The sequence below is a fragment of the Lentilitoribacter sp. Alg239-R112 genome (assembly GCF_900537175.1).
Taxonomy (GTDB): Bacteria; Pseudomonadota; Alphaproteobacteria; order Rhizobiales; family Rhizobiaceae; genus Lentilitoribacter.
The window spans coordinates 2,121,549-2,135,927 of the sequence record NZ_LS999833.1 but is presented as its reverse complement, the minus strand read 5'-3'; the positions used below and the strand labels follow the sequence as shown (position 1 = coordinate 2,135,927).

Here is a 14,379-nt window from a genome sequence, read left to right as displayed (position 1 = left end):
TATTACGTTGCGATTAGAATGAAGCGTACAGAGTACTATCGCCAATTACCCCTATGGGTACCATCTGCTCTTATCTTAGTTTGCGTTAAAAATTGGAATTTGAAATTCTGCCTGATAATTGGGGTCTTTTTGGCCCAGAAACCTTACTTTCAGTTTCCAAAGAATCTCCGAAGAAGGTGAGCTAGGACCTGACTCAACAGCGTTTTCGGGGATGCTAACGCAGACCGGAATAGAGAGTTGTTTGTCATGCAATATCAAATCTCTGACTGGTATTTTTACTTCTTCGACCCACAATGGTGTTGTTTCTCTTGTGTCTAAACTTTGTTGAAAATCTTGCGAAGAATCCCATCGATTATGCCAGAACCAATATCGCTCTGTTGCCATTAGGGTCAACATAACAGGTTGCCCGGTTTTTTTGTCAAATCCGGTTCGTATCTTGGCTTTAAAATAGCCTCCTGGTTTGCCGGGGAGAGTCTCGATTATTAAAAAGCTTTTTCCGAATCGTAACCAGTTGATTGATGTGATAATGGCCAATCGCAACATAATGAAACCGATTATAATAAGTATGAGACACAATAATATCACTGCAATTGGTTGATCAATTATGTCCGCACCGCGATCAGTCGCAAAAAATATCATTGCACTCCACCAGTTGAGAACAAAGATCAGCAAGAATAGCGATTTACCTAAATTCGTGTGAACCACTTTTTTTCGCTTCCATTGCTTGTTAAGTTCCCATGGTTTTTGACCAGAATTGTTTCGTAATTTGGTCACTCTCATTTGCGTCATCAAAGGTTCGATAAGAGCCAAATAGATACCGTAGAATGTAAGCCCAATGCCGATCAAGGAACCTTGCGCAAGAAGAAAAGCCAGATAAAAAGGCATACCATTATGTTTGACCCAAAATGGTATATTTAAAAAAGCAGCTCCCATCACCAGTATAATCAGCAGCATAAATACGATCGCCAGGATCTGCCCGAATCTTGAGATAATCATCAACAAAGCCTAACTTTGATTATTGCAATGAAAGCTATTTTGAATGGTGATTGAGCTTGAAACATCGTCTAAATGGATGATGTAAGCGTCATTTCTATATAAATTTTGGTGTCTTTTGCAAAGATAATCCTACCGCAAATTCATACCGCTTCAACGTTGTGAGCTAGTCATCTTGATTGAAAACTATCTAGTTTTTTCATTCAAATGAACGATGCCATAAAAAACGGACCTGATATTCATTGATCATTATCAATTATCTAGGCGCGGCTCACGTGAAAAAATCAAAACCCGTGAAGAAATCAAGCCATCGTCAGGTTTTATCAAATGTAAAGCGACGTTTTAATTTTCAAAATATCTTAGAGGTAGGAACATATAATGATTAACTGCGGTGCAGCGATAACACATTTAACGGCGCGTCTTTACAACGGAACGGCATTGGCTGCGCCGTCTCTGGTTGCTGCTTCGCTTATGTTTTCGTCCATTAACGTTTATGCGGATCAATCTGTTTTATCAGGATCGGCTGTTACTACTCCAATATTGCTGGCCGATGGAGAAACACTTACTGTTGAGGGGGGCGGCGTAGTTGATGCTCCTGGTGACGGTGTTAATGATGTAACCAATCTTAGCACGGTTTATGTTAACAATGCCGGCGCTATAGCTGGGGGTAGCTATGGTATTAATGTGCTGGGTTCAACGCTAGTATTCTCAAACAGCGGCACGATTACTGGGACTACAATAGATGGTATTCTTGCTACGACAATCAGTGGAATGAATAGCAACGCCATTACAGGGACAGGTTATGGTGTTGGCGCTACATCCACAATCACCGATCTAACCAATAGCGGCACGATTACAGCAATTGCGCTTAATGGTGTTTTAGCCCCCACGATCAACAGCCTTACGAATAGTGGCTCAATTTTAGGCCAAATCGATGGTATTCAGGCTAATATACTTCTTGGTAATTTGATGAATAGTGGCCTGATTAGTGGAACAACCGGCCACGGTATTGAAGGCGCTGTGGTCAATGATGTGATGAATAGCGGTTCGATAACGGGTGGTGATGATGGTATTTCTGCTAATACAATTACGAATCTCACGAACAGTGGTCAGATCCTTGCGACAAATGATGGTATCGATGCCGTCGAGATCACTAATCTTACTAATAGTGGTCGAATTTTTGGTTTTGACGATGGCGTAGAAGCGACCACGATCGATAGCCTAATTAATAGTGGCACGATTACTGGCGCTGGCGCTGGCGGTATTGGTGTATTTAGTGGAACAACAATTTCTAACTTGATCAATAGTGGTGCGATTGAGGGTTCGAATTACGGTGTATATGCCGGCGATACACTTACCAGTCTTACCAATAGCGGTACGATTTATGGCGGCTCAGTTGCCGGGGTTCGTATTTTCGGTGGATCCGGAACTTCCACAATCACAAATTCGGGAACGATTGAGGGGGCGAGCGGTATATCAATCCACTTCGATGAACCGGGGGATGCGGACATACTTAATCTTGAGCCGGGCTCAATCCTGATTGGTGATGTTCATTTGGATGGTGTTAACGACACCGTCAATTTTGCTGCTGGTCTAAGCACGATTGTTAGTTTGGGTGGCAACGAGCCGGGCACAGCTAGTTTCTCTTCTCCCATCAACTTCTCTAATTCGACTACGCGCGCGCAAGCAGATGTGTCCACTCAAAGCGTGATGGGTGATGTTTTGTCAGGTGTTACTAGTAGCATTGGTAATGGCGCACAAACACGGATTGATGCCGCTTCTTTTGGTGGAGTGGCAAGCGGCTTTGGTTATGGCACTGAAGATAATGCACCGGGTAAAACCGGAACCTATTGGGTGAGCGGTTGGGGAACTGCATCGCGCTCAAATGGTTCATCATCTTTTGCAGCTACAACACATGTTGCTGGCGGCGGTCTTGTGGGGGCAGACTGGCTTGATGAAAACGGTGATTTATATGGCGTCTATGGTGGTGCAGGTGTAGGCCGCATCAGAGTTGATGTTAAAAACGGCCAGGAAACAGATACCAACAGTTTTTATGGTGGTCTCTATGGCAAACGTCAGATGGGTGAGGGGGCAATTACTCTTGATCTGCTCACCGGTTGGATGAATTTTGATTCACGTCGCATTGTTGACACGGCAACCGCTACAGCAAAGTATAATGGTTTTTTCTTTGCGCCAACACTTGGCTATGAAAAAGACATCACCTTGGGTGAACAGCAAATGCTGGCTTCTGCGTCTGTTGGCTATTCTGGTCTTTATCTGGGTGGTTATAGCGAAACAGGTTCTGCGGGCAATCTAACTGTTGCGTCTCGCAATATCCATCAACTTAATGCACGTGGTGAACTTGCCTGGCAAAAGGAAATTGGTTCAGGGTCTGAACATGTAACCAAAATCCAGCCCTATTTGGGTCTTGAGGGTTCTGTCGGGTTTGGGGGCAACAATGCAACTGCAACTTTCCTCGGTGCTACGACAACCTTTAAGGCAGCCAACAGCAACTCTGTTGCGCGTGGATTCGTTGGTGCAAAGTTCAACACATCCGTGAGTGAAAACAGCTCGATCTTCGGTCGATTGGAGGCGTCTTATGACACAGGCAGCACGGCCCAAATTGGTGGCAAAATAGGCTTCGCTGTTAAGTTCTAAATCGACATACAATTCAGCACCTAAGAGGGAGAGTTATCATATTGTGCTCTCCTTTTTTTATGGGTTGCAGCAAGGTGCTGATCTGATCGAGCCTATGCACTTTTAAAAAGAGAGTTGCGATATTTTTTATTACTCAAGAATTACTCGAGGAAGTCGATCTGTCGGGTTAACTAGATTAATCGAGATGTATTCCAGAGGCAGACCTTAGGAGAAGACTTATAAGCTCAGGTTGTCGCGACGTCTCAGTTTTGGCAAAAATTGAACTCAACTGTGTTCGTGCTGTTGCAATGCTGATTTGTTTTTTTATGGCGAATTCTTCTAAACTTCTTCCCTGAATGAGTTCTACGGCCAGCCGTGTTTCTGCATTGGTTAAGCCATAGGATGATGTGAATAGTTTTAAGGCGGAGCTTTTCTTAAATGATGGATCGAAAATCAACAATGCAGAAGTCGTATTGTTCAGCTCGTTATTTAGTTTTTTTAAAAGCGGCGTAACCATGATGCTGTAAGCTTGCTTGCCAGAAGGGCGCGGCACACGAATAACACCGCCAGCTCGGGCATCTGATGGCATTTTGCGGTGTGTTACTTTTCTAAATATTGTGTCCAATTCTTCATTTGCCGTGAAATCATCTAGGGATATTCCATCTTTGGTTAAGCTTATACCATCTTTCGTGTTGCAAATCTTTTGAGCTAGTTTATTTAGAAAAATTGGAACATTTTTATTATTGTAAAGAACTAAGCCAAAATCTACCAGATCCAACGCACTATTTGATCGAATAACGGCCTCACTGACTTTATCGATTCTACTCTGCAGTCCTGTGGCTCTCGCGAGGTGCTTGTTCAGAATGGCTATTCGGCAGAGTAAATCATGATCTATTTCAGGCTGTCTTGGGTGCCGTATGAACCAACAGGCCAAACCATCACTCAAGTTTTTTCTCAAAATACTGACGCCCTCCGAGTGAAGCCCCCATGGCTTGACTGTTTCTTGGTAAGCACGAGTTTTAAAGTGCTCCTGGTCGGAAAGATAAGTTCTGCGTAGGACCGGCACCAATTCTGGAATCAGGAAGAAATTCTTAAACAGTTCATGAGATTCATTGTTAAACCCACCTTTGACTAGAGCGTTAATAGTACCATCTGGGATGTTCACGTAACCTAGTGGCGGCCGATTACCCAGAAGTGGCCATGAAGCCGAGAACATGAAGCCTGTATCATCCGTTGCACGGCTTAGAGAGTTAATTGCTCTTTGATAGTCAAAATCATCATCTACACAGTCGTAAAATGTTTCGATAGTGGGTAGCAATGTGTCCTGCAAAGTTAAAACCTCAAGCTGGTTTATAGTTTTCTTTTGTACTTAGGTTGACCATGCTATCCATCATGCATTTGGATGAAATTTGAGAAAATGAAAGCATTTTTATACTTGGCACGCTATTCTAAATTGATACCAGCGATTACACGAAGCAATAAACTTACAAGTTCTCCTTGTCGATTTGTTTTGGTCTTAAGCAATAACGATCTTATCTGAGTTCGAACCGTGTTTTTACTGATCTTATTTTTTGATGCATATTCTTCGATGGTCGTGCCCTGTGCCAGCTCCAAAGCCAGCCTAGCTTCAGCCTTGGTAAACCCATACGACGTTGCAAAAAGTTTAATCGCTGTTGTGCGTTTTATATTCGGGTCGAAAATCAAGGCTGCCAATGTAGTATTTTTTCCTGCTACACTTTGCCTCGTGCTTAACGGAACAAGCATAATACTGTAGCTACGTTTCAGCGATGCCCGTTTGGCTCTTACTAAGCCACCTGATTGCAACTCAATAGGTAAATTGTCTTCCTGCAGTGCTTCAATCATGTCGTTGAATTGTCTGTTTGCATTTCGGTCATTAATTACTAATCGGCCACCGTGCAGGGTAAGACCGTCATTGTCAGAAAATATTCTTTTTGCGGCTTGGTTCATATAGTTTGGTGTTTTGTTTGGCCCGTACAGAATTACCCCGAAATCAACGAGGTCAAGTGCTGAATTGGAGTGAATTAATACTTCTTCAAGTTTGCTTAATCGATTTTGAAGCCCCATCGCCCTAATGTAATGCTTGTTCAAGAATGCAATCCTTGAAAGAATATCGGAATCTAGGCCGCCCTGGTTTGGATGCCTCATGAAGCCACATGCAATCGCATGCACCAGCCCCTTTTTAAAGATACTCACTCCATCTGAATGAAGCCCCCAAGGTTCACTTGTTTGTTTGTACATAGAACTTGCATAGTATTCATGATCAGATATAAATGCACGCCTCAAAACAGGTACTCCAGTTGGAATGAAAGGTAAACTTTTCATCATGGAATTTGTTTCAGGAGTGCCGAAAGCCATCATTGCAGAAATCGCGTCTCTTGGAACATTGCTGGAGCCTAGCTCGCTTTGACGCCCGAGAAATGGCCATATCTCGGCGAGAAATAGACCAGTGGAATCCGTCGCATGACTGAAGGCTGCGAGAGCTCGATTGTGATTAAATCCATCTCCCACGCAATCATATATCGTATCAATAGCTTCTAGTAACAATTGTTCCTGCATTAATTCGCCAAAAATATCCTTAAGACCGCATGTATGAAAGGCAATAATGCAGTATTATAAACTATTACGTTCAGATCGCATGTCATACCTTTAAAAAAAACAGAATATTTCCGTCAAAAGAATGAATTTAAGTCTTGTATTTTGATCTGAGTGAATGATTTTGCTGTCGAGTTATTGTGTATGCTCTCCATAAATTAAAAATTAAAGGGCCTGACCAAATATAAATTTTGGTTTTACGGAGCGTGAAGTAATTGGCTGCAAACTCAGCTGCTTGTTAATTTTCTTGATCTCATTTTCATTGGAGCAAAGGAAGTAAATGGCGGAAACTGAGAGAACATCCCCCATGGTGCGAGTTATTCTTATTTTGTTTTTGCTGACGCCATTACTCATTGGAGTTGGTTTTACTTATCTGAGTTACGTACATTTTCAGCGTGTGTACGCTCAATTTCAAACTGATCGCGTTGGTGTTGAAGTTGCCGTGAAGATAGAGTTTCTAGAGATTGAAGAACATATTTTCCATGGGCGAATAGGAAACCTGCAAGAATCTAACCGGCTTAAACCTACATATTTTTGTAATATAGAAGTGAGTTACAGTTCGGAAAATAATGAAAGGTACAAAAGCAAAATACGTCTTGAAGATGAAAAGATTTGCGAGCTCAATGAGATGAAGGGGATCATCATAGGACGTTATCTCCCAGATGATCCTAATGTATTTATTTTGAATGAGGGAAGGTTATCTGTTTGGAGGCTGGCTCTTACAATTGTTTTGGCATGTATATTCCTTGTGATTCCGCTATCTTTGCTTATAAGGGGCGCTCTCAGATTTATCCGTGTTGAATGTTGGCAGCAATAGACCCTGGATTTCAAGCTTTGGTAGCTTTAATGAAAATGTATCAACTGTACCAATTGCTTAATCCATAAGGCATTGACGTGTTATAAATGATTTTTTTTAAACACTTCATCTCTGGTATACCTAATATGAATGATGAAATTCTTTTTGATCTGTTGTCTCTGCACAAGTCTGATTGATGGTAAACTGGAATCTTTATGTTCTATTTTTTGCCTCAGATATACAGATATTAAGTAGATTGTTCATGTTTTTACCCAATGTAATTCATCAACCTAAATGGCTCTCGTTTGTCATCCTCCTCGTTATCCTCCTATGTGATGTTACTGTTGCTCAAACGAACACAAGTGCTTCGAGGGGCCCTCTCTGGTTAGTGACTTGCTCCAATCAGGCTGCCGCAGACAAACTATCCTGTTCGATGAGCCAGTCGATTTTTCGAGATAAACCAAGACAGCGTATCTTGGGTATAAATATTTTTCGTGACAAACTGGGATCTGTGACAATGCGTATACAGCTGCCGCATGGTCTGAATTTGGTTAAAGGAATTGATTTATCGATAGATGATAGCAAGGTTGTCAATCATCCTATTGGGACAACAGATGCAAATGGCGCCTATGCTACGGTTGCCATATTACCGAATATGATTGTGGGAATGAAGGCAGGAAATAAACTCACCGTGGCTGTTCATGATTTAGTTCAAAATAAAATCAAGATAGAAGTAAATCTAAAAGGTTTTTCCAAATCTTTTGATCTCATGAAGTAATTGCCAGTCTTCTAGATGATGCGTCCAGTTATTCTTTCGATTCTTGGCGAAACCAATGATTGCTATAGATCATTAACAATCTATTCCTACAAAATTTTGAATTTTAACAAATAGTTTCAACATTGAAAAACTATGTGAATCGCTAGTCAGTTTCATAACTAATTTGGATGATGTTTGTGATTGCCGCTTTGTCAAAAGTAGTCCCGTAACGAATCAGACTGGGAACGAGATCAATCAACAATCAAACGATTGCGAGAGAAAGCGAATTCAAAATGACTACTTATGACATTGGAATGCCAGGGTCTCCTTATCAGGAATTAGGTGACATTGTGTGGAATGATCTGGAGCCAGGTGATATTGTAAATGTGCACGGACGTTCAGAATCCTATAACGAAAGACTACTTCTGGACGTTCAGGGTACAGAAGATCAGCCAATCACCATTCAAGGTGTGCCTGGTCCCAATGGTGAAATACCAGTATTGGATTCTGATGGTGCGACAACAGATGTGCAGTTTTCAAATTTCAATCTGGAATACCGCCAGGAACTGGGTGGAAGTATTTATATTGGCCCTGCAAATTCTTACCCCTCACCGGAAGACGTTCCGCAGTTTATAATCATTAGTGGGTTTGAGATCACTGGTGCAGGACAAGGTAATTCCTTTACAGATACGGCAGGAGTAGAGCACTCATATGGTGGCTCCGCGGGGGTCTATATCAAGGGTGGCGATGACATCACTATTCAGGATAACTTTATCCACCACAATGGTATGGGTGTTTTTTCCAATTCAAACCATGAATATGAGATTACCGAAAATCTTGTTATTGATGGGAATACATTTGAAGACAACGGGCTAAGCGGATCATATCTACGACACCATGTTTATTCCGAGGGTGTGAATACCACAGTCAATGGAAACACATTTGGTGACAAGATTGACGGTGACCAAGGTAGCCTTCTTAAAATGCGTGATGTTGGCGTTACAATAACTAACAATGACTTCGGCTCATCTCCGGGCCATATTATTGATTTGGGTGATGTGCAGTCTGATGCAATGGTTGCTGCAGGCTTGAATGTGACGGATGAATTCCACAACGATAATGTGATTTCTGGCAATACGATTGATGCCACAACTGGCAATATTTATCTGGGTGGAGATAGCCTGGGTAAAGAGGGACCAATCCATAGTGAAACGTATCGAAAATCAGTAGACTTTACAGACAACACCATCACATTTGAAACTGATCGTAGTGATGTTTGGCGTCTGGGTGTTCTGCGTGCACCAAGTAGCGATCAGACATTTAATTTTTCTGGCAACGAGATTGTATTTGATTCAGAAACTGATGGCGAACTTCCTTCTAATTTCTCATTACTTGCTGATAGAGGTAATCTGAATGTGACTGGCCCCAACACTGTGGCAGGTCCTGTTGAATTGTGGGCTGATAACTCTTCTCAGGATGGTGAAATTACCGGTATTGAATTGATCGACTTTGACGGCGTGATTGCTGATCCGGATCCCGTTGACCCTGACCCAGATCCCGTTGATCCAGATCCAGACCCTGTTGATCCAGACCCAGTGGACCCCGTTGACCCTACTATTCTTGGTAGCGATGGTGAGGATAGTCTATTCGGCAAAAATGAAGATGACACGATGCGTGGTTTTGCGGGCGATGATACAATTTATGGCAGTCAAGGCAATGACGTGATATTTGGTAACCAAGGTGCTGATTTCCTCAGCGGCGATGGCGGCAATGATAGCTTGTTTGGCGGTTTGGGCGATGACTATCTTGATGGCAGCTATGGCAATGACCTCGTGGCTGGAGGCGATGGTGACGACAGAGTAAGCGGCGGACATGGTGATGATGTTCTTCTTGGTGGTTCCGGTAAAGACAAGCTGCTGGGTGGCAACAATGACGACATCCTATTCGGTGGTGCTGGCGATGATCATCTGGAAGGTGGTTCCGGTAATGATGTTGTCATTGGTGGTGCGGGAGAAAATCAGCTTTTCGGGGGAGAAGGCGCCGACACATTTGTGTTTAACTTCGAAACTGCATTTGATGCGAAGGATGGGATCTGGGACTTTAATCAAAGTCAGGGAGACCGTGTAAACCTCACTGATCTTCTGCAGAATTTTAATTCCTCAACCGATAACATTGAAGACTTTGTTTCCCTCGCTCAATCGGGTTGGAAACATGCTGTTCTATCTGTTGATGTTGATGGGGGTGGAGACAATTTCCAAGAAGTTGTCACTATTGGTTATGGAAAAGGTCTCAATATCTCAGACATATTGGATTATTCTGACTTGAGCAATGAATTAGCCCATGAACAAGCTCTGGCCGATCTAGCAACTAATTTCCAGGATGATTTCATAATCTGATCCTAGTGCTGGAAACATGAAATGGAAGCGGTAAATTTAGTAAATTTGCCGCTTCTGCACTTCATCAATTTGTTTCGTTAATAGGTAACTCGAGAAGTAAGCCTGCAGGCTGGTCATTCAAGGAGACTATGAGATTATCTTAGTTGTTTTCGAGGTTAAATGAACTTGGGAAGATAAGGGATTTTCAACGATTATATTTTCTGGTTTAACCAATATGGATGATGTGCGGAGCTCTAACTCTAAATATTACTTATCTGGATTAGAAATTGAATATGTAATATGCAGTTAGGATTTTAGATGCGCATTCATTCAAAACAAATTCCGGCAACTAGCATGGTTATAGTTAGTTTTCTAATAACCTCCATGACTGCAAATGCTGCAGACCTTTATTTAAAAGAGCCGGATCCCGTTCCTGTATTTGAGGAGCCAGTTGATCATCTTGGGTTTGACTGGAATCGATTCTATGGAGGATTAAATGCTGGATATATCCAAGGCGATCTTACCATGTCTACCGATTTTGATGCCCCCAATTTTAATACCTCACATTCAATGAATAGCGCAATCTTAGGCCTGACTCTTGGTAAAAACTTCAGGGGTGAGAACAGTGATCTGCTGTTGGGTATTGAGGGCGATATTGGGTTAATGGATTTCAACGTATCTGAAACATTTGATGTCGCTGCGGGCGCGGCATTAGATGATGGGGCAAGCTATCGTACAAAAATGGATGCGTTTGCAACATTGCGCGGTAGACTGGGTTTTATTACTGGGGAAGAAGAACGTAACTTATTATATATAACAGCTGGCTTATCCGCGGCTCGGGCTAGTGCATCTGCCAGTGGTCAAACAGGAGACCCATTTGTTACGGATTCAGGTTGGCTGACTGGTTATACCATTGGAGGTGGAATTGAATCTGCGATGAATGAAAAGATCAGTCTTAAATTGGAATATCTTTATTCAGACCTTACAAAGGATTTGAATGTAACGATACCTACACCAGGTGCTGGCGGTACAGGTAATGTGAACTTTGATTTCAGATCCAGCCATGTGGTCAGAGTTGGTCTGAATGTGCATTTTTAGCACTACAATCCTTACGAAGAGGCATCTAGAATATTTCTAGTGAGGTGACATAACCAGCCATATGCGCGCCTAGATGTTGTATCACTGAAGCCCCACTTACCCATCCAGATAATTTTCTAGCGGATTTCGATTGTCGTACCGTCAGTCGTTTCAAGTTTTGCATATGAGTGACTTTGAATACAATTTGGTTAAGTGGGGAATGTTGGTCGTCGTCTGCGCCATGCCGAGTTTTGTTTTAGTGATTGGCACTCATGATGTTTTGGCATTACTTGCGGGTATCCTAACGCTCATATTGTTTTACGCATTTCTTACGAGTACTAGCTATTTTATCTACTATTTAGATAGCAGGCCTTTTTTAAAGCGCTTGCTCTATTTTGCTTATGTATTTAAGATTTTTGTGGCGCTGATATGGACGCTCGCATATTTTCTAGCCGATAAGTCGATTCTTGTGCTGATATTGCCTGACCTTTATGCCGGAGCGGTTGCGAAGATAGGTGTGCTTGTAGCACTAAGTGTGTCGGAGGCCGAGATCCATAACTTCGTGCCAACTTACCTGATGACCGTAGTGGAAGGAATTATAGTCAGTGTGACGGTGCTTTTAAGTGCACTGACGATGTCGATACCTATCGGATTATACAAAAAGTTCAGGGAATAGTACGCAAGCTATTTCAGCGATTCAGATGATTGTTCAACGAAGTAACTTTTACCAAAAACATATTCATCATCCCTACCGAGCACTAATTCAAATTCTCGCATGGCCCACATTTGCGAGCAAGGTGTTGTATTGGATTTTGTGCGTTAACATCAATAATTACCGATGCAAACTCGCGTAATAGTTAATCATCCCTATGCTTGGAAAACCTCGTTCAATAACCCAAACGGATGATGCCAAAAAAACCGAAATTGATATTATTTGTGAGAATTTTTCATTCTCAGGTGCGACTCGTGTGAGGGCATCGGAGTTGCGTTTGGCAAGGGCGATCAGTAGTTGGCGAACCTGTTTTGCTAACTACACATGTTGCTTTGATTACAATATTTTCGAGGGATTTAATTTTGAACTATACTACGACCCGCGATCGAATGATATCGCGTTTAAAGTCATACACCGCATTGGTTGCTCCTTCTCTGGCGGCGGTTGTCTTGACGTTTTCATCACCAACTGCGAATGCGGATGTGACAGTTTCATCTGGCACAGCTGTACTCACAACTGTTTCGCTCGCCGATGGTGAAACTCTCACGGTTGAGAAGGGTGGAGAAGTTAATGAAACCACTATGAGTGGTGTAGTTGATGCCGTTGATGGTACGACAATTCATGTCATAAATGCGGGCAGTATTACCGGTAATCAGTCTGGGATCCGTTCTCTTGCATCGACGCTTACACTCTCAAATTCAGGATCCATTACTGGAACTAATACAAATGGTGTGAGTGGCACTGACATAACCAACCTAATTAACAGCGGTGTAATCAGTGGCAGTTCCCGCGGTATCTCTGCCAGCGAAATAACCAATCTTAGTAATAGCGGTATGATCGACGGCGGACTCGATGGCATTAGCGTCCTTGATATTGTCGATTTTAGTAATAGTGGTACGATCCAAGGTGGTTTGCATGGTATTCGAGCGACCGTCACAGTAGCTAACTTAATAAACCATGGCACGATCTCAGGAGGTGGTGGGGATGGTATTGAAGGCAACGGTGCGACAATTACAAATCTGATTAATACCGGATCAATTACCGGCGGCGCTTACGGTGTTGATGCTATTTCACTCGCTAATCTCAATAATAGTGGCACAATTACAGGTGGAACTCAGGGCATCAATATCAGCGGTGGCGCTGGTGCATCGACAATAACTAACTCTGGTACGATCGACGGAAGCTCTGGTTATTCTATTATCTTAAGTGGTGCAGAGGCAGATACAATTAATCTTGAACCGGGCTCAATCTTGATTGGAGGGTTCTATCTGGTTGGCGCCGCCGACACCGTCAATTTTGGCGCTGGTCTAAGCACGATTGTTAGTTTAGGTAACAACGAGCCGGGCACTACCAATTTTGGGTCTCCTGTGAATTATTCTGATGCAGGAACCCGCGCCCAAGCTGACGTATCCACTCAAAGTGTGATGGGTGATGTTTTGTTGGGTGTTACTAGTAGCATTGGCAACGGGGCACAAACACGGATTGATGCAGCTTCTTTTGGCGGAACATCAACCGGCTTTGGGTATGGCACCGAAGATAATGTTGTTGGCAAAACAGGAACCTATTGGGTGAGCGGTTGGGGAACTGCGTCACGTACAAAAGCATCATCGTCTTTTGCAACCACAACACATGTTGCTGGCGGTGGTCTTGTGGGGGCAGACTGGTTTGATGAAAACGGCGATCTTTATGGTGTCTATGGCGGTGCCGGTGTAGGTCGTATCCGGGTTGATGTTAAAAACGGTCAGGAAACAGATACGAACAGTTTTTATGGTGGTATCTATGGCAAGCGTCAGATGGGTGAGGGGGCAATCACTCTTGATCTGCTTGCGGGTTGGATGAATTTCGATTCAAAACGCATTGTTGGTATGGCAACTGCTACCGCAAAATATAATGGCTTCTTCTTTGCACCAACACTTGGCTATGAGAAAGATATCACTTTGGGTGAACAGCAAATGCTGGCTTCTGCGTCTGTTGGCTATTCTGGTCTTTATCTGGGTGGTTATAGCGAAACAGGTTCTGCGGGCAATCTAACTGTTGCGTCTCGCAATATCCATCAACTTAATGCACGTGGTGAACTTGCCTGGCAAAAGGAAATTGGTTCAGGGTCTGAACATGTAACCAAAATCCAGCCCTATTTGGGTCTTGAGGGTTCTGTCGGGTTTGGGGGCAACAATGCAACTGCAACTTTCCTCGGTGCTACGACAACCTTTAAGGCAGCCAACAGCAACTCTGTTGCACGTGGATTCGTTGGTGCAAAGTTCAACACAGCCATGAGTGAAAACAGTTCAGTCTTTGGCCGACTTGAGGCGTCTTATGACACAGGCAGTACAGCCCAAATTGGCGGTAAGATCGGCTTCGCTGTTAAGTTCTAAATCGATATAATTCAGCACCTAAGAGGGAGAGTATCTATTGCTCTCCC

The 14,379-nt window shown here is 43.0% G+C and carries 10 protein-coding genes; 7 read left to right on the top strand and 3 right to left on the bottom strand.

What is annotated here, in order from left to right; translation table 11 throughout:
- Positions 1-75: 75 nt before the first annotated feature.
- Complete coding sequence (locus tag G3W54_RS10580; protein WP_162653019.1) at positions 76-996, bottom strand: hypothetical protein; 921 nt, start codon at positions 994-996, stop codon at positions 76-78.
- Positions 997-1,371: 375 nt separating this feature from the next.
- Here G3W54_RS10580 and G3W54_RS10575 point away from each other — a divergent pair, with 375 nt between their 5' ends.
- On the top strand, positions 1,372-3,651 hold the full coding sequence (locus tag G3W54_RS10575) for an autotransporter outer membrane beta-barrel domain-containing protein (protein WP_162653018.1): 2,280 nt from the start codon (positions 1,372-1,374) through the stop codon (positions 3,649-3,651).
- A 175-nt stretch (positions 3,652-3,826) separates the two neighbouring features.
- Here the strand turns inward: G3W54_RS10575 and G3W54_RS10570 are convergent, their stop codons facing one another.
- Both G3W54_RS10570 and G3W54_RS10565 read right to left on the bottom strand, forming a co-directional pair.
- On the bottom strand, positions 3,827-4,960 hold the full coding sequence (locus G3W54_RS10570) for a helix-turn-helix transcriptional regulator (protein ID WP_162653017.1): 1,134 nt from the start codon (positions 4,958-4,960) through the stop codon (positions 3,827-3,829).
- 113 nt (positions 4,961-5,073) lie between these two features.
- Positions 5,074-6,159 carry a helix-turn-helix transcriptional regulator gene (locus G3W54_RS10565; RefSeq protein WP_162653016.1) on the bottom strand — a complete coding sequence of 362 codons (1,086 nt, stop codon included), beginning with the start codon at positions 6,157-6,159 and terminating at the stop codon, positions 5,074-5,076.
- 364 nt (positions 6,160-6,523) lie between these two features.
- Here G3W54_RS10565 and G3W54_RS10560 point away from each other — a divergent pair, with 364 nt between their 5' ends.
- The 6 genes from G3W54_RS10560 to G3W54_RS10535 all read left to right on the top strand — a co-directional run bounded on the left by G3W54_RS10560 (position 6,524) and on the right by G3W54_RS10535 (position 14,332).
- The gene (locus G3W54_RS10560; RefSeq protein WP_162653015.1) at positions 6,524-7,060 is read left to right on the top strand and encodes a hypothetical protein; all 537 of its coding nucleotides are present in this window, start codon (positions 6,524-6,526) and stop codon (positions 7,058-7,060) included.
- 367 nt (positions 7,061-7,427) lie between these two features.
- Entirely contained in the window at positions 7,428-7,817 is a 390-nt protein-coding gene (locus tag G3W54_RS10555) for an invasion associated locus B family protein (RefSeq protein ID WP_162653014.1), read from the top strand.
- 272 nt (positions 7,818-8,089) lie between these two features.
- The gene (locus G3W54_RS10550; protein ID WP_162653013.1) at positions 8,090-10,192 is read left to right on the top strand and encodes a type I secretion C-terminal target domain-containing protein; all 2,103 of its coding nucleotides are present in this window, start codon (positions 8,090-8,092) and stop codon (positions 10,190-10,192) included.
- 297 nt (positions 10,193-10,489) lie between these two features.
- Entirely contained in the window at positions 10,490-11,269 is a 780-nt protein-coding gene (locus G3W54_RS10545; RefSeq protein WP_162653012.1) for an outer membrane beta-barrel protein, read from the top strand.
- Between the two features lie 163 nt (positions 11,270-11,432).
- Positions 11,433-11,924 carry a hypothetical protein gene (locus tag G3W54_RS10540; protein WP_162653011.1) on the top strand — a complete coding sequence of 164 codons (492 nt, stop codon included), beginning with the start codon at positions 11,433-11,435 and terminating at the stop codon, positions 11,922-11,924.
- Between the two features lie 398 nt (positions 11,925-12,322).
- Positions 12,323-14,332 carry an autotransporter outer membrane beta-barrel domain-containing protein gene (locus G3W54_RS10535; RefSeq protein ID WP_162653010.1) on the top strand — a complete coding sequence of 670 codons (2,010 nt, stop codon included), beginning with the start codon at positions 12,323-12,325 and terminating at the stop codon, positions 14,330-14,332.
- The last annotated feature ends 47 nt before the right edge of the window (positions 14,333-14,379 follow it).